The sequence below is a fragment of the Sulfurimonas sp. genome (genome assembly GCF_029027585.1).
Lineage (GTDB): Bacteria > Campylobacterota > Campylobacteria > Campylobacterales > Sulfurimonadaceae > Sulfurimonas.
Map to the genome: position 1 here is coordinate 1806674 of NZ_CP093397.1, position 18489 is coordinate 1825162.

The 18489-nt window shown below is 31.9% G+C and carries 19 protein-coding genes; 6 read left to right on the forward strand and 13 right to left on the reverse strand.

The annotated features are described in order from the left end of the window. Positions 1–4: 4 nt before the first annotated feature. The 8 genes from MOV50_RS09385 to MOV50_RS09420 form a co-directional block, all read right to left on the reverse strand. The gene (locus MOV50_RS09385; RefSeq protein WP_321777647.1) at positions 5–955 is read right to left on the reverse strand and encodes a WD40 repeat domain-containing protein; all 951 of its coding nucleotides are present in this window, start codon (positions 953–955) and stop codon (positions 5–7) included. After that, positions 948–1448: a ferredoxin-type protein NapF gene (locus tag MOV50_RS09390; protein WP_321777648.1), complete on the reverse strand. Its 501-nt coding sequence runs from the start codon at positions 1446–1448 to the stop codon at positions 948–950. The genes MOV50_RS09385 and MOV50_RS09390 overlap by 8 nt, the downstream gene beginning before the upstream one ends. Beyond that, entirely contained in the window at positions 1448–2104 is a 657-nt protein-coding gene (locus tag MOV50_RS09395) for a nitrate reductase cytochrome c-type subunit (protein ID WP_321777649.1), read from the reverse strand. The genes MOV50_RS09390 and MOV50_RS09395 overlap by 1 nt, the downstream gene beginning before the upstream one ends. After that, a complete protein-coding gene (gene napH / locus MOV50_RS09400) occupies positions 2088–2933 on the reverse strand; it encodes a quinol dehydrogenase ferredoxin subunit NapH (protein WP_321777650.1) in 846 nt (281 codons plus the stop codon). Before napH ends, MOV50_RS09395 begins: the two co-directional genes overlap by 17 nt. Then, positions 2933–3745, reverse strand: coding sequence for a ferredoxin-type protein NapG (napG, locus tag MOV50_RS09405; RefSeq protein WP_321777651.1), 813 nt, complete (start codon positions 3743–3745; stop codon positions 2933–2935). The genes napH and napG overlap by 1 nt, the downstream gene beginning before the upstream one ends. Positions 3746–3778: 33 nt before the next feature. Next, a complete protein-coding gene (gene napA / locus MOV50_RS09410; RefSeq protein WP_321777652.1) occupies positions 3779–6598 on the reverse strand; it encodes a nitrate reductase catalytic subunit NapA in 2820 nt (939 codons plus the stop codon). Positions 6599–6762: 164 nt separating this feature from the next. Then, a complete protein-coding gene (locus tag MOV50_RS09415) occupies positions 6763–7773 on the reverse strand; it encodes a type IV pili methyl-accepting chemotaxis transducer N-terminal domain-containing protein (protein ID WP_321777653.1) in 1011 nt (336 codons plus the stop codon). Then, the gene (locus MOV50_RS09420; protein ID WP_321777654.1) at positions 7770–8441 is read right to left on the reverse strand and encodes a Crp/Fnr family transcriptional regulator; all 672 of its coding nucleotides are present in this window, start codon (positions 8439–8441) and stop codon (positions 7770–7772) included. Before MOV50_RS09420 ends, MOV50_RS09415 begins: the two co-directional genes overlap by 4 nt. A 68-nt stretch (positions 8442–8509) precedes the next feature. Here MOV50_RS09420 and MOV50_RS09425 point away from each other — a divergent pair, with 68 nt between their 5' ends. Then, a complete protein-coding gene (locus MOV50_RS09425; RefSeq protein WP_321777655.1) occupies positions 8510–9766 on the forward strand; it encodes a diguanylate cyclase in 1257 nt (418 codons plus the stop codon). On the opposite strand, the gene MOV50_RS09430 is transcribed toward MOV50_RS09425, so the two are convergent. Genes MOV50_RS09430 through MOV50_RS09440 form a run of 3 tightly spaced genes read right to left on the reverse strand, consistent with a single transcriptional unit; the run spans position 9763 to position 12543 of the window. Beyond that, the gene (locus MOV50_RS09430; RefSeq protein WP_321777656.1) at positions 9763–10107 is read right to left on the reverse strand and encodes a translation initiation factor; all 345 of its coding nucleotides are present in this window, start codon (positions 10105–10107) and stop codon (positions 9763–9765) included. The two genes, MOV50_RS09425 and MOV50_RS09430, sit on opposite strands and share 4 nt — an antisense overlap. A 3-nt stretch (positions 10108–10110) precedes the next feature. Continuing rightward, entirely contained in the window at positions 10111–10938 is an 828-nt protein-coding gene (locus MOV50_RS09435) for a DUF5718 family protein (RefSeq protein WP_321777657.1), read from the reverse strand. Further along, entirely contained in the window at positions 10939–12543 is a 1605-nt protein-coding gene (locus tag MOV50_RS09440) for an ABC-F family ATP-binding cassette domain-containing protein (RefSeq protein WP_321777658.1), read from the reverse strand. Between the two features lie 117 nt (positions 12544–12660). Here MOV50_RS09440 and MOV50_RS09445 point away from each other — a divergent pair, with 117 nt between their 5' ends. Both MOV50_RS09445 and MOV50_RS09450 read left to right on the forward strand, forming a co-directional pair. Next, complete coding sequence (locus MOV50_RS09445; RefSeq protein WP_321777659.1) at positions 12661–14028, forward strand: diguanylate cyclase domain-containing protein; 1368 nt, start codon at positions 12661–12663, stop codon at positions 14026–14028. 11 nt (positions 14029–14039) lie between these two features. After that, entirely contained in the window at positions 14040–14456 is a 417-nt protein-coding gene (locus MOV50_RS09450; RefSeq protein WP_321777660.1) for a GNAT family N-acetyltransferase, read from the forward strand. On the opposite strand, the gene MOV50_RS09455 is transcribed toward MOV50_RS09450, so the two are convergent. After that, positions 14453–14812, reverse strand: a complete 360-nt coding sequence (locus MOV50_RS09455) for a YchJ family protein (protein WP_321777661.1) — start codon at positions 14810–14812, stop codon at positions 14453–14455. The genes MOV50_RS09450 and MOV50_RS09455 overlap by 4 nt on opposite strands. A 40-nt stretch (positions 14813–14852) precedes the next feature. Here MOV50_RS09455 and pta point away from each other — a divergent pair, with 40 nt between their 5' ends. From pta to MOV50_RS09470, 3 genes are read left to right on the forward strand one after another with little or no spacing between them, the layout of a single operon-like run. After that, a complete protein-coding gene (gene pta / locus MOV50_RS09460) occupies positions 14853–16430 on the forward strand; it encodes a phosphate acetyltransferase (RefSeq protein ID WP_321777662.1) in 1578 nt (525 codons plus the stop codon). Beyond that, positions 16420–16935 (forward strand): phosphate acyltransferase, encoded by a 516-nt coding sequence (locus MOV50_RS09465; RefSeq protein WP_321777663.1) that lies wholly within the window; start codon positions 16420–16422, stop codon positions 16933–16935. The genes pta and MOV50_RS09465 overlap by 11 nt, the downstream gene beginning before the upstream one ends. After that, complete coding sequence (locus MOV50_RS09470; RefSeq protein WP_321777664.1) at positions 16932–17957, forward strand: acetate kinase; 1026 nt, start codon at positions 16932–16934, stop codon at positions 17955–17957. The genes MOV50_RS09465 and MOV50_RS09470 overlap by 4 nt, the downstream gene beginning before the upstream one ends. On the opposite strand, the gene MOV50_RS09475 is transcribed toward MOV50_RS09470, so the two are convergent. Continuing rightward, the gene (locus MOV50_RS09475) at positions 17954–18397 is read right to left on the reverse strand and encodes a hypothetical protein (protein ID WP_321777665.1); all 444 of its coding nucleotides are present in this window, start codon (positions 18395–18397) and stop codon (positions 17954–17956) included. The genes MOV50_RS09470 and MOV50_RS09475 overlap by 4 nt on opposite strands. Positions 18398–18489: the final 92 nt, after the last annotated feature.

An 18489-nucleotide genomic window follows, 5' to 3' on the forward strand; every position in this document is an offset into this window, starting at 1 on the left:
TAATTTATTTTATCTTATATAAGTTAATATTTTTATCATCACTAGAAACTAAAAGTCTGTTTTCATCTAAAAATAATATCTTACTTATAGTCATCTTATTTCCACCAAATTTACCTAAAATAGATTTTGTTATGGTGTTAAAAACTGTAATGTTATTGTCCTCATCACTTGAATATGCGACTAATTTACCACTAGCTGAAAGCCCAACACTATAAATCAAAAAGCTTGATGATTTATAGTAAGCAGAGTTAAATTTATAAGCATAAATAACAACTCGTCTATCTTGACCTGCAGTTGCAATAATACCATTTTTATAGGCAACTTGAAAGACATTATCTAAGTTTTGACCTTCTAGAGTCTTAAGTAATCTTCCATCTTTAACCGAGTGTATTTTTAAACTTCCACTCTCATCTGCCACAACTACCTCACTTCTAATTTCATTTAGAGCAAAATCAGAAAACTTTGCACCAGAAACTTGTACTAACCAGTTTTTAGTTTTAGTTTTTATGTTGTATGAAATTAGTTCATTACTCAACATGCCAAGTAAAATATTGTCTTCATCTATAAACTTAGCTTTTGAAATTGTAAGACTTTTTGTATATGGAATGATTAGTTCAAGTTTGTCATTTTTGTAAATATGAACTCTTCTAAAGCCTCGTTTTGCTTGAGATAAAATAAGCACTTGATTATCTAAAACATCAACAGAATAAATTTTAGAATCAGCCTTGTCCCCCATAAAATCTTCTATTTGACTTACTTTTATTTTTTTGATAATCTTTTTACTTTTAAGATTGAAAATATCAATACAACCTGCATGTGTAGAACTATAAAGTTTAGAACCACTAACAAGCATATCAGTAACTGCTCCACTAGAGATAAAAATCTTTTTTGGCATTTTTATTTCAGCCATCAAGAGCGAAGTAATAAATATGGTAAGTAATAGTATTTTAGTCATTTTTTATCTCCTTAAAGTCTATCGCCGCAGCTGGGCATCTACTTAAACAAAATCCACACGCTGTGCATTTATCTTGTTCTATTTCAGGCATAAACATTGCTTGAAATTTTATAGCATTGTCTAAGCAGGGGTCTTTACAAGAAAAACACATGATCCCTTTCCAACTCAAACATTCATTTTTGTTTATAGTTACTATCGCATCTATATTTTTTTTGTCTTCTAGGTTTAATACATCAAACTCACAAACCTTTGCACACTCATCACAAAAGGTACAGCCACTCTTAGAAAAATCTAAGTAAGGTGTTTTATCTTCTGCTATTTTTATAATTTCTTCTTCACAAACAGCGGCACATTTTGCTTCGCATTTGTTACACTCACTCTGAAAAAGAGATTCATCTCTAAAATATGGTGGTCTTAAAATAGTTTGTTTTGCTTTTATCCCTTCACCTTTTATAGATGAAGAGAGAAAGCTAAAAAGCTCTCTTCTCTGCATTATTTTATAGTGTCTATACCTTCCATAAGTTTAGTACCACTCCAACTTGATTTTTCTGCACCATTTATCTCTGAATAAACTGCTTCAAAATTATTTTTTGGAACATTTACATCAGCACTTTGTGGAGCATGACATAAAGTACAACTATACCTAGCACCAGATAAGTGGTTTAGTTTTTTGATAGATACATATTCAAGTTTTGGACTTGAAGTGTTATCTACTTCTGTACCGTTTTTAGTGATTTTACCATCTGCTGCAATACCTGTAGCAGGTCTAAAGTCAGTCATATGTGATGGTGGATAAGGTAATGCACCCATACTTGGAGCTGTTTCAGGTGAGTGACAACTTGTACAAGCATTATTTGATAATGTTATTGGTAACATACCATTTACATCATGTGGAATCATCGGCGGAGCATCTTGGAATGCTCTTTTAAGAGTTTTCCCACTTCCTGCAGCATTAGTGCTGTACTGTGTCGTATCACCTATTGTTTCAGCTGCTTCTGTATAAAGATTGGTCTTTCTTAAACCTAAAGACGCTTCACTGATAGTTGGCTTTACTGTATCTTCTGTAGCTGGTGCAGCGTTATCGCCACAGCCAACAAAAAGAAGTGATGCAGTAAATAAACCAAGTGTTATCTTACTCATTGTTTTCATTATTACTCTCCCGTTTTTTTGTTGTTACTAGTTCTCTGATTGAAAAGTTTAAAGCTTCATCATCACATACATCGATACATCTAGCACAGTTTGTACACTCTCCCGAGAGTACGGGCATACTTTCTTTATCTATCATATGTAAAACTTGCTTCTCTGGACAAACAGTTATACACTTCATACAAGCAGTACAATTTTCTGCTTTATGATGCACTCTAATTAGACTAAATTTACCTAAAAGTGAATAAAAACCACCAAGAGGACAGATATGCCCACACCAGCCATTTTTAAGAACAAATAGGTCAAAAAGAAATATAATGAGCATCGCTGCCCATCCAAATCCTAAACCAAATACTATACCTCTATGAACCATAGAGATAGGACTAATAAATTCAAAAGCAGTGATGCCCATCGCTGCTGATATGATTAAACTTAAGACTAAAACCCAATACCTCATGTTTCGAGATGCTGGTTGTCTTTTTTGGTTACGATCAATTTCTAATAAGTTTCTTAAATATCCTGCTGTATCTGTTATTATATTTACGGGACAAACCCAACTACAAAAGACGCGACCGCCAATTAGTAGATAAAATATAGTAATAATCCCAACACCTATAAGTAAATCAGTTGCTAAAATAGCACCAGCTGCTAGCATTTGCAAGGCAGCATAAGGATCACTTAATGGAATGACATTTAAAAAAATTGATGAACTAAGATTTCCCATAAGGATAGTCCAACCCCAATGATTCGCTCCAAAATACATCAATAGTAAACCTATCTGAGTTATTCTTCTTAAAATTAGATATCGGTAGTTACTCCATAATGTTGCCATTAGTATAAACCTCCCGTATCATTTAAAGAGTCTAAAGCACTTCTTTTACTTATCTCAGTTGTTGTTTTGATTTCAGTTGCATTTTCTAAACGCTTCTCATCTTCTTTATCCCAACCTTTGATATAGTAGTTTCCTGCTCTACCCATTGCAACTTCTCTTGGAAGCACAAATATAGCTGCTTTTTCTGTTACACAAGCTTTTTCACATAATCCACATCCAGTACAGATGTTTGAGTGAACGATTGGTTTCATATAAGCGTGTTTACCCGTTCTTTCATTTTTTTCATAAATAACTGTTATAGCTTCACCCAATAAAGGACAAGCTCTATAACATGCATCACATTGAATACCCCAAAAAGCTATACAACTTTCATCATCGATAACTGCCAGACCCATGTCTGCTACATTTATATCGAGTTTGTTATCTGTTGTAACGCTTGATTCATCAAGTGCACCTGTTGGACAAACAGGTACACAAGGAATATCTGGACACATATAACAGGGGATCTCTCTAGGAATAAAATAAGGAGTTCCTAGAGGCTTATTATCACCTGGTTTAGCGAGTAATAGTGTATCAAAAGGACAAGCTTCAACGCAGAGTCCACACTTGATACATGTTTTTAGAAAGTCTTTCTCTTGTATAGCCCCAGGCGGTCTTAGGAGAAGTTGTGAAGCCGTAACTTCATCAACATAAGCACTCCAAATAAACCCGCCAAGTGATGCAATTCCTACACCTCTAGCCATATCAAGGATAAACTTTCTTCTATCACTCAATGGTTCTTTCTTTTCTATTTTAGGTCTGTTTTCGCTCAAAACGAATCTTTCCTTAACTTAAATCTAAATTTATTATGCTTTGTAAACTTTTACAGCACATTTTTTAAAGTCTGTTTGTTTTGACAATGGACAAGTCGCATCTAGACAAACTTTGTTTATAAATACTTTTTCATCAAACCATGGTACAAATACTAGACCTTTTGGAGTTCTATTTCTACCTCTAGTTTCAACTCTAGCTTTTACTTTACCACGACGAGATTCAACCCAACATAGTCCACCTTGTTTAACGCCAAATTTCTTAGCATCTTCAGGGTGCATATAACATAAAGCTTCTGGAACAGCACGATATAACTCAGGTACACGCATAGTCATTGTTCCTGAATGCCAGTGTTCTAAAACACGACCAGTACATAACCAAGTGTCATAATTTGCATCTGGCATTTCTGGAGGATCCATATATGGACGAGCAAAGATTTTAGCTTTGTTTTTAAGGTAATATTTACCTTTTTCTTTAACGATACCATTCAAGTTACCTTGAGGTCTTTTTTTCAAGAATTCACCATAGAATGCATGTGAATTACCGCTTTCTTTTGTAGCTTTAGCTGCATAAGGGTCATACTTAGCATTAAATCTCCACTGAGTTTCTTTACCATCAACGACTGGCCATTTAAGTCCACGCACTTTATGGTAAACATCAAATGGTGCAAGGTCATGACCATGTCCACGAGTAAACTCTGCATATTCTTCAAAAAGATACTTATGAATAAAGAATCCATAACCTTTCCACTCTTTACCATCTGAACCGATAACACCACGAGAGTCACCAAGAGATTCTGTATCATCATAACCAGCTTGGATAGGATCGTTCATATCTTTTTTGAATGCTTTAGCTCTATCATTAGCAAATAAAACTTCATACATAGTAGTTTGGGGAGTATAACCAGCTGCTTTTACTGCTGCTGCTGAGATGCCTTTTAGGTCTTTTTTACCCCATTTAACTTTAACATCTTTCATCCAGAGGTCTTTAATAGTAAAACGCTTAGAGAACTCAATCCATTGCCAAGTATCACTCATAGAATCACCTACTGGAAGAACTTGTTGACGCCAGTGTTGAGTACGACGCTCTGCATTACCATAAGCACCCCATTTTTCATAAATCATAGCTGTTGGAAGGATAAGGTCAGAAACTTTTGCAGAGATACCAGGGTATCCATCAGAAGTTACAATAAAGTTATCCATTTCACGAGCTGCTTTAATCCAGTGAGAAGCAGAAGCTGTATCTTGGTAAGGATTACAAACATTTACCCATGCAAATTTAACATGACCATCTTCGATATCACGGTGGATACGCATGATGTGTTGTCCCATTTGACCATTGATTGTTCCAGCAGGTACTTTCCATGCTTTTTCAACGATAGCTCTATGTTTAGGATTTTTAACCATCATATCAGCTGGAAGTCTGTGTGTAAATGTACCAACTTCACGAGCAGTACCACAAGCAGAAGGCTGACCAGTTAAACTGAATGCACCATCACCTGGTTTAGCTTGTTTGTTTAGTAAGAAGTGAACATTGTAAGCAAGAGTATTTGTCCAAGTACCACGCGTATGTTGATTCATACCCATAGTCCAAAAAGATACAACTTTTCTTCCCTTTTCAATATAAAGATCTGCTAATTCTTGAAGTTTAGCTTTAAAACTTTCCATTGACTCATCTGGGTCACCTTTAGAAATTTTAGCTACATAATCAAGTGTATATGGTTCTAAAGATTTTTTATATTCTTCGAACTCAATTAACCAGTGCTTAAGACCTGGTTGGTTGTGAACCATTTTATCACCAGCTTTATAACCATAAGGTGCAAGTGCTGGAGCTTCTTTTTCAGAAACAATAGTAGTCATTTCTTTAGAAATTGTTTCCATCTCTAGTGCAGTATATTTACCATCTTTGATAGATTTTTCATTAGATTTTCTCATACCATAACCGATGTTTGGAGCTGCCGCTGCAAAAACCATGTGCTTATTAACAAAATCCCAGTCAATTGACTCAGGGTTATTAAACACGATTTCTCTAGCAATATAGTTCCATAAAGCAGTATCAGTTTGAGGTGAGAAAATAATCTCAGTATCAGCTAAATCTGAAGTTCTATGAGTATAAGTTGACATATTGATAACTTTTACTCTCTCAGGGTCTGATAATTTTCTATCTGTTACACGCGACCAAAGGATCGGATGCATTTCTGCCATATTTGAACCCCAAGATATGATTGTATCAGTAAGCTCAATATCGTCATAACAGCCAGATGGCTCATCAATACCAAATGTTTGATAAAAACCAACAACAGCAGATGCCATACAGTGACGAGCATTAGGATCGATTGCGTTTGAACGAAATCCACCTTTCATCATCTTCTGTGCTGCATAACCTTCCATAACAGTATATTGACCAGATGCAAATACTGCTACACCTTCAGGACCTTTTTCATTAAAAGCTGCTTTAGCTTTTTCTTCCATTATATCGAAAGCTCTTTCCCAAGATACTGGAGCAAATTGACCTTTTTTGTCAAAGTTACCATTTGCATCTACTCTTAGTAAAGGTTTTGTAAGTCTGTCCGCACCATACATAATTTTAGCATTAAAATAACCTTTAATACAGTTAAGACCTCTGTTTACTGGAGCCGCTGGGTCCCCTTTAACAGCAACAATTTTACCGTTTTTAGTAGCCATCATGATACCACAACCAGTACCACAGAAACGACAAGCTGCCTTGTCCCATCTCCAGCCACCTTCAGCTTGACTCGCTTGTGCTTGTAGCTCCGCTGGTACACTCATACCAATCGCCGCTGCTGCAGATGCCGCCGCTGAACTTTTAAGAAATTCTCTTCTAGAAAGTGACATATTTTCTCCTGTTTGATAATTTTTGTTAAGGTGTCCATTAACGATTCAATAGTAGCACTTTGCAGCTTTAAAAATCTTTGACTTATGTCAAAGATTTAGGAAAATATCTTAAGTTTTGTTTTATTTATGAAAAGAGTGAATATAAGTAGCACTTAACTTAAAGATTAAGACAGGTTTTCTTGGCAACTTTTTGTCAGTTTTGTAAGTTCTGCTTTTAAATCAGAGAGTTTTTTAGTTGAGTTGATTAAATCTTCGGTGGATTCTATAACAATATCCTCACTATTGTTGAGATGCTTATGAGCTAAAGACTTATCTTTTAACTCATCAATAATTAAATCAAATTCATCAGTTAATTCCTCAAGTTTAGATGATGCTCTTTCAGATTGTAAAATAGCTTCATTTGAATAATCCATAGCAGAATTTACTTTGTTTATAAAGCAGTTCATAGTATCACTAACTTCAATGATTTCCACTTCACTTTCAGCTTGGAGTTTAATGGGAGTGAGTTTTGAAACATCTTCATTATTTAAAAGCATTTTGGAGTATTGCATAAAAGTATCTACATGAGATTCAATCATACGAAGTTGTAAAAGAGCGTAAAAAAACAAAAGTAAAAGAGTGAGTCCAGATGCATATTGAAAAAGCTTTATAAAGTTTGTTTTTTCTTCACTGAAGTTTGTGTACATAGTTACTAGCTTATCTACATTATCAAGCAGTATGGTATTTTCTCTATATATAGAAGTTATTATTCTATCTAATTCCGGATTTTTATTTTCATCAGATAAAGTTAATAACTTAAAATTTTGTATATTTTCATGGAATTCTTCCCAAAGTTTATTTATAACGATTTGTTGAGTTGAAATTTTATAAGTAGGAACAGAGGAGATTCCTTTATCTGAATCACCATGTCTTAGAGTATTTAAGCCATTGATAAACTCATCAACTGCCTCATTTAATTCATAAAAATCTTTATTAGAACTATAATGAATATAAAAAATATTTTTACTCATTTTTTGAGTGAGCATTCTTTGTTTTCCTGCTATGTTAATGATAAGAGCATCTTTGGCATTTTGTTGATTTAAGTAGATAGTTGTAGCGATAACACTAAGCATAAGAACTATAAGTAAGGCACCTAAAATTCTAATCTTTTTACTAATACTTGTAACTTTTTTCATAATGCTTCTCCTCTAAATATAGTTTGTAATAATTTTTCATCTAAGATAGATATAGTTGAACTTTCCATTTCAATAATTTCACTTCTTTTTAGTTTTTTTAGAACTCGTGATAGTGTTTCAGGTTGAATATGTAACATAAAAGAAACTTCTTGTCTTTTTAGTGAGTTAAACATATTCAAATCTTCACTTAACATAAAAGCTACTTTTGCAGTAGCATCAAAAACTAATTCTCTGTTTACAACACAGTGAAGTTGTTGAGTTTTTAGTAGAATTTCATTTATAAATTCATTATTAAGGATATTTTTTTTAAGAAATCTGTTTTTTAACTCTGTGAAGTTTACTTCTAAGATTAAGCTGTCTTCTATAAACTCTGAATTTGAATAACAGTTAATATGAGTATTTTCAAGGCTTGTGAGTTCTGAAACAAGGGAGTTACTGTGAATATGATATAAAAAAATCTCATTTTCAAATTTATCTATTTTATATATTTTTAATACACCACTTACAAGAAAGAAAATTTTGTCGTAGGTATCATTTTCGTAGTAAAGAATAGATTTTTTTGGGTACTCAACAACTTTTGAAATCTCTTTTACTTCGTTTATTTGCTCGGCATCTAGTGATTTGAAAAAGTTTAGTTTTTGTATAGAGTCTAGTTTTTTATCAAGCATATATGTATTTTAGCATAATGGCATAAGATTTGCTATAAATCATATATATATTAATATAAAGGGATTAAATGCAGTTTATTGAAGCACTTAAGTTAAGAAGTAAACTATTATTTCTCTTTTTATTAGTAACAATAGGTCTGTTTTCAGTTGGTATTATTGGTGCTTTAAATATAGACTCGATGAAAAAAAACTTAGACTCTTTATATTTTGGCTCACTTGTTCCTGTTGTTGAGCTAAATAAAATTCTTCAAATATATCATGGAAATATAACAAATACGATTTATAAAGCAAAAAACGCATCTATAAGTAACTCCCAAGTTTCTTCCCAAATTCAAAATGCTTTGATGAAGGTTAAGTATCAATGGCGAAGTTATGAATCTCACTTTAAAAGAGATGGAGAACTACAATATGTAGAGTACGCAGCATCTGAGATTAAAGATACAAATGCTTACTTTGAAAATATACTACTTGGTATCTTAAATGGAAATGAGCTTAAAAATATCTCAATAGTAAATTTTGAAAAACAAATGGAACATATCCACTCAACAATAAAGAAACTTATAAATTATGAAGTTGAAGTCGCAAAATATGAAAGAAAAAAGTTTTTAAAAATTTACGAATCAGTAATGCTAAATGTAGGGATAATACTTCTTTTAGTCATATTAGGAATATTGATAATATCTTTTTATGTTTTTAAAAGTATTCAAGATGACCATACAAAACTTGAAATAACTACAAAAAAACTCCAACGAGCAAATAAAAAACTTGAAAATGTTTCATATACTGATGTGCTTACTTCTTTACATAATAGAAGATATTTTAATTTTATCTATGATAGAGAACTTAAACGCGCAAAAAGAACAAAGTCTTATATAACTTTTATGATGTTAGATATTGACTTTTTTAAACAATATAATGATACCTATGGGCATATAGAAGGGGATTTCGCGCTTAAGAGTGTTGCAAAAGTTTTAAAAGATTCTCTTCAACGACCAAGTGACTATGTATTTAGATTAGGTGGAGAAGAGTTTGGTGTCATCTTGATAGATACAGATGAGTCAAACAGTGCAAAACTAGCAAGAGATATATGTGATGCGATTCGTGGTAGAAAAATCAAGCATGAAACAAGTACTGTAAATGATTATCTTACTATTTCTATCGGTATAGTTTGTTGCATCGCAGATGAAGCATTAAATGAAGATATACTTATAAGTAGAGCAGATGAGATGCTATACAAGGCTAAAGATGGTGGCAGAGATGGATATACAATCACTACTAATATTAGTGAATCTACTACAAAGGTAGAGGAAGAAAAAGGAGCTTAGTGTCCATTTTTAATCCTGTAGTTTGCATCTATGAGTAATGGTCTTAACTTCTCTTTTAATTCGCCTTGAAACTCCATAAAATTTTCTTTTACTGCTCCACCACAACCTAGTTTTTTCTTTAGCATTTTAAGTGTAGTTGTTTTGTCATTTTTTGAGAGTAGAAACTCTCCTACAATAGTAACAGTCTTGCCTCTTCTTTTCTCTTTAGAAAAGTATAAAAAATGTTTTGAAGGCTCTAAAATTTCTTTTGAGATAGTAGTCTTTCTAAGTGTTTGAATCTCCGCCCAACTATCATCTATCTCAGCACCAATAAAAAGGTCTAACTTCTTACCTCTGCCCATAAATTAGATGACTTTTTGAGCTAAAACACTCATGTTTTCATAATAATTATTTTGAATATTTATTTTAACTTCTTTGGTTGAAAAATTATCTCTATTATAGAGGGCTATGATTATTTCATCATTTTTTTTTAAAAATGTTTTTTCTCCATAAGTTGTATATCTTGTAGCACCGATGCTAATGATGGCTTGTTTTGGATTTTCACATTCTTTTATGTATTTTGATAGTTCCTCTAATGGACCGAAATCTTTTTGTGTGTTTATTTGACGCAGCATCCAAGTAAGTAGTTTTTTATAAAAATAACTATACCCAGTCAGTTCTACATCTTCTCCATAAGCCTTAATCTCACCATCTCTTTTTAAAAAGCTACAAATAGAGTAGTTGTCCATAACTCCACCCTCACTAAAATTGTCTATTTTTATGAGAGTATTACTTATGCCTTTAGACGCTTCGCCCCAGTTTTTTTTATCACTTATTTTTGCGGCACCCGCAACTCTTATAGAACAGTCATTGTAGGCTCCAAAGTGAGTTGGATTTATAGAAGATAAAACACCATTGTTGTAGTTTAACTCACAAATAAGTCCAACTTCTGGTTCGGCTTGAACATTTACATCAGATGTAGGAAGTTTTATAGTATCGTTAGAAAGAGGGTAGGTAGTTAAAATTTCTTTTGCTGAGCAAGATGCAGGAAGATAAAAAGGAAACATACCTTTGGGAGCAGCTTCATCTTGGGTGATAATATCTTTAAACTCTTCTGCTTCACCTGCTTGGTCTAGATGCAAGGCAAAATTACCAGCTATACCTAGACCTAAAAAATCTTCATAATTTTTCAATTATATTCTTCCCTTTTCTTTTGCATCTGCATATTCTTCATAAGTGCCTTTAAAATCAGTTAGACTTCCATCTGCATGAATTTCTATAATACGAGAAGCAAAAGCATCTAGAAGTTCACGGTCATGAGACACACAAATAACATTGCCTTTGAAGTTAAAAAGTGCTTCACCAAGAGCAACAATAGCTTCAAGGTCAAGATGATTTGAAGGTTCATCCAGAATTAAAAAGTTTCCAGCTTCAAGCATCATTTTACTAAGCATCATTCTATGTTTTTCTCCACCAGAGATGCTAATAACTGACTTTTCTTGTTGCTCTCCATTAAAAAGCATACGACCTAAACAGTTTCTTATCTCTGCTATTTCACGCTTAGGATCAAATGCTCTGAGCCAATCATATAGCGTGCCATCTCCACTAATTGTATCTGCAGTATCTTGAGGAAAGTATGAGCTTTCAATAGTTGCACCCCAGTGAATCTCACCAGAACTAGGTTTCATCTCTTCCATCATGATTTTAAGTAGAGTTGTTTTACCTACACCATTTGGTCCAATAAGTGCAACTTTCTCATTTGGTTCAAACTTAAGACTTATATCTTTTAGTATTTCATTATCTCCATAAGAGTGGTTAATATTAACAAGATTAAGTGCTTCATCTCCCATAACTCTTTTAGCTTTAAAAACGATACTTGGATCTCTTCTTGAAGATGGTTTGATATCTTCTATAACGAGTTTATCTAGTTTTTTCTGTCTAGAAGTCGCTTGTTTTGCTTTAGACGCATTGGCACTAAATCTACGAACGAAAGCTTCTAGTTCATCTTTTTCTTTTTCTTTTTTAGCATTGTTAAGTTCCATCTGTTTTGCTATTACATTAGCAGCGATGTACCAGTCATCATAAGTACCTGTAAATTCACGAATCTTTAGATAATCAACATCTAGTATATTTGTAACAATAGCATTTAAAAAGTGTCTATCATGAGATATAACCACCATCGTTCCTTCGTGTCTTTTTAGTTCATTTTCTAACCAACTAATAGTTTCAATGTCAAGATTGTTGGTAGGCTCATCAAGAAATAAAACATCAGGTTTTGGATAAAGAACTTGCGCTAGTAAAACTTTAAATTTATCGGCATTATCTAGTGTACTCATTAAGTTTTGATGTTGATCTGCAGGAATTCCTACATTTTCAAGAACTTTAGCGATGTTTACATCATACTCATATGTTGGGTCTTCTTCAACGCAGATAACTTCTAAATCGGCAAGACGATTGTTTACAGCGTCATCTTCAAAATCGCCAGTAACATACAACTCTTCTTTTTCTTTTATAGCGTCATAAAGTCTTTTGTTTCCAAAAAGTACAGCATCTAGGATTGTGTAATCTTCATATGCAAATTGATTTTGTCCTAAAACACCAACTTTAAGCCCATTTTCGATGCTAATATCGCCTTCAAACTCATCAAGTTTACCACTTAAAATATTTAAAAAAGTTGTTTTACCAGCGCCATTTGCACCGATAAGTCCATATCTTTTGTGTCTATCAAGTTTTAGATTGATGTCTTGAAACAGAACTCTATTTCCATAACGCATTATTAGATTATTTACTGATACCATGATTGTTTCTCTTAGGAGGAATTTTTCGCGATTATACCCAATAGTTGTTTAAAAATTAATTTAGATTATTTGATTAGATATTGTGATATACTTAATGTAAATATTATGGGGTATTATTTGAATAAAGAAGAGAAAATATATAAAACTTTAAAAGCACTCAAAGATGAAATTAAATTAAATAGTTCTTTTCTTGAGGTATTGTTTGATGTTATTCCGATTCCTATTTTTTATAAAGATAAAGATGGTGTTTATCTAAATTGTAACAATGCTTTTTCAAAAACTATTTTAGGCATAGTAAAAGAAAAAATTATTGGTAAAACGCTATATGAGTTTCCTGAACAAATCCCAAAAGAACTTGCAGATTTTTACAAAAAAAAAGATAATGAGATATTAGATAGTTTAGGAACACAATATTATGAATCTAAAGTAAAGTGTTCTGATAATATCGAGCGAGATTATAATTTTTATAAATCTACCTTTGTATCTGATTTGGGCGAAGGACTTGGGATAGTAGGCATAATGTTAGATGTTAGTGATTATAAAAATATACAAAAACAACTAAATACTGATATTATTAGAGAAAAAGAGTTAAAATTAAAATATATGCAACAAGCGCAAGTACTTGACCAAGTTAGTGACAGTATCATAACAACAGATATAAAAGGCAATATACTGAGCTGGAATAGAGGCTCACAAGATATGCTTGGCTATCGTGCTGATGAGGTTATTGGAAAGCCTATGTCAATTATTCATAGACCTGAAGATAAAGAAAAAAATATAAAATATGCGAACAGATTATTAAATGAATCATCATTTAAAGTAGAAGCATATCTTGTAAAAAAATCACAAAATTTGATTTATGTATCTATATCTTTATCTTCACTTCAAGATAAAAATGGAAATACCATAGGCTTAATCGGAGTAAGTCACGATATCAGTAAACGAAAAAAAGATGAAGAAAAATTATTGGAAGAAAATAATATTTTAGAACATAAAGCTCATCATGATCTACTTACAAGTTTACCAAATAGAGTTCTTTTTTATGATAGGTTATCCCAATCAATAAAAAAATCAATTCGTAATCAAAAAAAAATCGCACTCTTGTTTATTGATTTAGATAATTTTAAACCTATAAATGATTCTTACGGTCATGATGTTGGAGATGATGTTTTAAAAGAAGTATCAACGAGGCTAAAAAATACTTTGCGTGAAGAAGATACTTTGGCACGCTTAGGTGGTGATGAATTTACTATAATTATGGAAAATATAAAAGAAGAAAAAAATGCAGCACTTTTAGCACAAAAAATAATTTTTATCTTAAGTGAGCAGATGCTCATTAATGATATAACATTTCAAATTTCATGCAGTGTTGGTATTAGTGTTTATCCAAAAGATACTAAAAATATGAATGAGTTGCTAAAGTATGCAGATATTGCAATGTACAGATCTAAAAATAATGGCGGAAATAACTTTGTATTTTATTAGGCTACCATCTTATGCAAATTAGAGAAATGAATTTAAAAGAATTATATCCTGTTTATGATGTTGTTAAACAACTTAGAATTGACTTGTCTTATCAAGAATTTGAAGACCTTATCTACGATATGAGGCACATTGAGTATAAAATGTTTGGTATTATGAAAAAAGAGGAGCTTATAACATTTGCGGGTGTTTCAGTTATAACAAATCTTTACCATAAAAGGCATCTATATGTTTATGATTTAGTTACAGATGAAAAGCATAGATGCCAAGGTTATGCAAACGAAATACTTGAGTATTTACATGATTATGCGAAAACATGTATGTGTGAAAATATTGTTTTATCTTCTGGTTTTGAAAAAGAAGATGCACATAGATTTTATGAGAAAAATGGCTTTAGTAAAAAGAGTTTTGTTTTTGTGAAAAGTGTTTAAGCACAGCACTTTTTAAATTTTTTTCCGCTTCCACATGGGCATCTATGATTACGCTCGACACTAGAGTTGAAAAGTTTGCCATCTTGGTATTTCCACTCCTCATTTACTTTTACAAAGTTGCTTTTTTCATGTAAAACTTTGATGGATTCATTTTCTTTATAAAAAGCTTTAAACTCAACAGTATCATTATAAGAGTTGATAACTTCCAGACTTACCCACTCTATAGGTTCCATACTACTTAACTCCTCAACATTCTGATGAAGAGAGGTTTTGGCTAAATATTTCCAATCATTTGCAACAAAAGCTTCATACCTGCTAATCATTAATTCTTTTGGCGTAGATGCTTTCTTTCTCATTAAAATCTCTTTTTTAAAAAGATTATACTAGAATTGAACTATGAATATTAAATCACTTTATATATCTGCTCAAGAAAAAGGAGCAGGCACGCTTTTTATCTCTATGGGAATGATGGAAATTTTAAAAAGAAACCTTCATAAAGTTGCTTTTTTTAGACCTATAATTTTTTCAAAATCAAAACTAGATGGAGATATTGACTTTATACTAAAAAGATACAACATTGACATGAAGTATGAAGATACATATGGTTTTGATATAGAATATGTTGAGGCTATGTTGGCATCTAACAAGTATAATGAACTAATGAATCAGCTTATTACAAAGTTTAAAAAGTTAGAAAAAAAGTATGATTTTGTTTTATGTGAAGGTATAAGACGCTCTTTTTTAAGTAAAACTATAAACTATGACTTAAATATAAAAATCGCTCAAAATCTTGGTTCTTCTCTCATAAATATAATATGTGCAAAAGATAGAAGTGTTACAGAAGTTTATGAAGATATCTTAATGGAAAGTGAAAATATCAGCTCTGAGGGTTGTTTAAATTTTGCAACTTTTGTAAATAGACTTGATGAAAAAAAATACAAAAAGTTACAAAAAAAGCTAAAAAAAGATTTACAAAATATATATTTTTTTAAAGAGATTCAAGAGTTAGACCGCTTAACTGTTCAAGATGTTTTAGAAGGCTTAGATGCTAAGCGGATAGTTTTTGGAAAACGGGATCATACAAGAGTTATAAAAAAAATCAAAGTTGCAGCACTAAGTGTAAATAATTTTTTAGCGCATATTCAAGAAGATGACTTAATAATTGTTCCGGCTGACCGCTCTGACATCATACTTGGACTTATAGGAGCATTATATTCTAAAAACTATCCAAATATTAGTGCTATTGTTTTACCTTATGGGATTAAAGCAGATAATAATATTCAAAAACTCATAGATGGGCTTGATGATTTTAATATTCCTATATTGTCTGTTTCAACGGACACTTATACAACAGCAAAAAATATCTCAAAAATAAATGCAAGACTAAGAGTAACAAGCGAGAGAAAAATAGCCTTAGCCTTAGGACTTTTTCATCACAATGTAGATATACAACAAATTGAGAAAAATATAACAACAGCTTCTAGTGATACTATGACTCCTATGATGTTTGAGTATAAACTTTTTGAACTAGCCCGAGTAAATAAAAAAACAATAGTTTTACCAGAGAGTACAGATGAGAGAATTTTAAGAGCAGCTGAGATTATTTTGCGTAGGGGGATTGCTGAGATTATTCTTTTAGGAGATAAAAAAGAGTTAAAAGAGAATTATTTAAGAGTAGGTGTTGATTTAAGCCAAGCTAGAATTATAGACTATAAAAATTCAGAATTATTGCAAGTTTTTACAGATGAGTTTTATGAACGAAGAAAAGCTAAGGGCTTGAGTAAAAAAGCAGCATCAGATGCTATGCTTCATGTGAATTATTTTGCAACTATGATGGTTGAACTTGGATATGCAGATGGTATGGTTAGTGGAGCAGTTCACTCAACTGGAGAAACGATAAGACCAGCTCTTCAAATCATAAAAACTTTGCCAAATGTAAGTTTAGTATCAAGTGTTTTTTTTTATGTGTCTTAAAACAAAAGTTTTAGTTTATGGAGATTGTGCTGTAAATCAAGACCCAGATGCTAAAGAGTTAGCTCAAATTGCAATTTCAAGTGTTAAAACTGCCCAAGCTTTTGGCTTAGACGCAAAAGTGGCTATGTTGTCTTACTCAACAGGAGAAAGTGGACATGGTAGAGATGTAGATAAGGTAAGACAGGCTACAAAAATTCTTCAAAAAAAAGATAAAGATTTTTTAGTAGAAGGACCTATTCAATACGATGCTGCTGTAAATAAAAAGGTAGCTTTATCTAAACTTCCAAATTCAAAAGTTGCTGGTTATGCTAATATTTTAATTTTTCCAGATTTAAATACGGGGAACAATACATATAAAGCAGTTGAGCGTTCAAGTAATGCTGTTGCCATTGGTCCAATACTTCAAGGTTTAAATAAACCTATAAATGATTTAAGTAGAGGTTGTAGCATTGGGGATATTGTAAATACAGTTGCTATAACAGCAATACAAGCAGGTCAACAATGAAAGTAGCTGTTATAAACTCTGGAAGTTCTTCTATAAAATTTAAAATATTTGATATGGATAGTGAAAAAGTAATCGTTGATATCTTGGTCGAAGAGATAACAAATCATCATAAAGCATTGGAAGATATAATCTCAGAACTAGAGTATCAAAATATAGACTTTACTTCTTTAGATATGATTGGGCATAGAGTTGTTCATGGTGGAGAAGAATTTTGTAAAAGTGTAGTTATAACATCTTTAGTTATTGACAAAATTAGAGAGTTAGTACCCTTGGCACCCTTGCATAATATGGCTAACTTAGATGGCATACTGGTTTGTCAAAAAAAAGTTCCTCATATAAAGCAAATCGCTGTGTTTGATACAGCTTTTCATGCAACTATGCCAAAAGAAGCTTTTCTTTATGCCTTACCTTATGAAATGTATGACACATATAAGATAAGACGATATGGTTTTCATGGAACATCTCATTCTTATCTTTTAAAAAAGTGTGCTTTGATATTAGATAAAGAGGTGTCAAAACTTAATATTATAACTTTGCATCTAGGCAATGGTGCAAGCATCTGTGCTATAAAAAATGGAAAAAGTGTAGATACCTCTATGGGCTTTACTCCATTAGAAGGTTTAATTATGGGAAGTAGAAGCGGAGATATTGACTCATCTATAGTTCTACATTTACAAAGAAGTTTAGGTTTTAGTATTGATGAGGTTGATAATATTTTAAATACCAAGTCAGGATTAAAAGGCATTTGTGATCATAGTGATGTACGGGATATTGTAGATTCAGATAATGAGAAAGATAAACTTGCATTAAGTATGATGATAAGAAGAATTAAAAAATATGTTGGTGCATATATGACTCTTTTAGAAAGTATAGATGCCATAGTATTTAGTGGAGGTATAGGTGAAAATTCTACCTATATTAGAGAAAAAGTTATGGATAATAATTTAGCTTGCGGTGTCCCCATCTTAGTTATAAAAACAGATGAGGAGTTAGAGATAGTTAGAGAGTGCAAAAGTATTTAAAACCAACCCTTAGCGTAAAAAGAATTTTTTTGAGCTATAGAATTTAGATTTTTTAAATCTTTTTTATTTAAGATAGTTCCTTTGATACTTTGAGTCATACTTACAAGATAAGCATATGAATCAAGTTTAACATTTCTTTGCATTAATGCTTGGGTAGATATGTAATGTAATATTTTTTCATTATTTAGTTCAAGAGAACTATTTTTTAAATTCTGAAGCATAAGAGAAAAAAGTTCTTCATCTATAGTAAAAAATCTTTGAGCAATTTTTTTAGATGCGTCTTCCTCAATTCCTCTTCTGTGTAAGTTAGCAGCAATAGAGTTTATAATAGAATTTATTTGAACTTGCGTGCTTGCTGTTAAAAGTGTTGTAGTAAATGGAGTAAGTGTTAATGCTGAAGCTAGTAATACTGAAGATAAAATTGTTTTATTTTTATTCATTTGTAAATCCCTCTTAAATTGATAAAGTGATTATTGATAAATAAAGTGTGAAAAAAGTGTTAGAGTGAGAGTTTTTAAAAGTTGCAGGCAGA

What these genes read in the sequence shown, in the direction of transcription:
- napA (WP_321777652.1), bottom strand. Translation starts at nt 6,598, where the DNA reads ATGTCACTTTCTAGAAGAGAATTTCTTAAAAGTTCAGCGGCGGCATCT.
- MOV50_RS09420 (WP_321777654.1), bottom strand. Translation starts at nt 8,441, where the DNA reads ATGCTTGATAAAAAACTAGACTCTATACAAAAACTAAACTTTTTCAAA.
- MOV50_RS09425 (WP_321777655.1), top strand. Translation starts at nt 8,510, where the DNA reads ATGCAGTTTATTGAAGCACTTAAGTTAAGAAGTAAACTATTATTTCTC.
- MOV50_RS09390 (WP_321777648.1), bottom strand. Translation starts at nt 1,448, where the DNA reads ATGCAGAGAAGAGAGCTTTTTAGCTTTCTCTCTTCATCTATAAAAGGT.
- napH (WP_321777650.1), bottom strand. Translation starts at nt 2,933, where the DNA reads ATGGCAACATTATGGAGTAACTACCGATATCTAATTTTAAGAAGAATA.
- MOV50_RS09450 (WP_321777660.1), top strand. Translation starts at nt 14,040, where the DNA reads ATGCAAATTAGAGAAATGAATTTAAAAGAATTATATCCTGTTTATGAT.
- MOV50_RS09385 (WP_321777647.1), bottom strand. Translation starts at nt 955, where the DNA reads ATGACTAAAATACTATTACTTACCATATTTATTACTTCGCTCTTGATG.
- MOV50_RS09470 (WP_321777664.1), top strand. Translation starts at nt 16,932, where the DNA reads ATGAAAGTAGCTGTTATAAACTCTGGAAGTTCTTCTATAAAATTTAAA.
- MOV50_RS09415 (WP_321777653.1), bottom strand. Translation starts at nt 7,773, where the DNA reads ATGAAAAAAGTTACAAGTATTAGTAAAAAGATTAGAATTTTAGGTGCC.
- MOV50_RS09440 (WP_321777658.1), bottom strand. Translation starts at nt 12,543, where the DNA reads ATGGTATCAGTAAATAATCTAATAATGCGTTATGGAAATAGAGTTCTG.
- MOV50_RS09465 (WP_321777663.1), top strand. Translation starts at nt 16,420, where the DNA reads ATGTGTCTTAAAACAAAAGTTTTAGTTTATGGAGATTGTGCTGTAAAT.
- MOV50_RS09455 (WP_321777661.1), bottom strand. Translation starts at nt 14,812, where the DNA reads ATGAGAAAGAAAGCATCTACGCCAAAAGAATTAATGATTAGCAGGTAT.
- MOV50_RS09395 (WP_321777649.1), bottom strand. Translation starts at nt 2,104, where the DNA reads ATGAAAACAATGAGTAAGATAACACTTGGTTTATTTACTGCATCACTT.
- MOV50_RS09475 (WP_321777665.1), bottom strand. Translation starts at nt 18,397, where the DNA reads ATGAATAAAAATAAAACAATTTTATCTTCAGTATTACTAGCTTCAGCA.
- MOV50_RS09430 (WP_321777656.1), bottom strand. Translation starts at nt 10,107, where the DNA reads ATGGGCAGAGGTAAGAAGTTAGACCTTTTTATTGGTGCTGAGATAGAT.
- pta (WP_321777662.1), top strand. Translation starts at nt 14,853, where the DNA reads ATGAATATTAAATCACTTTATATATCTGCTCAAGAAAAAGGAGCAGGC.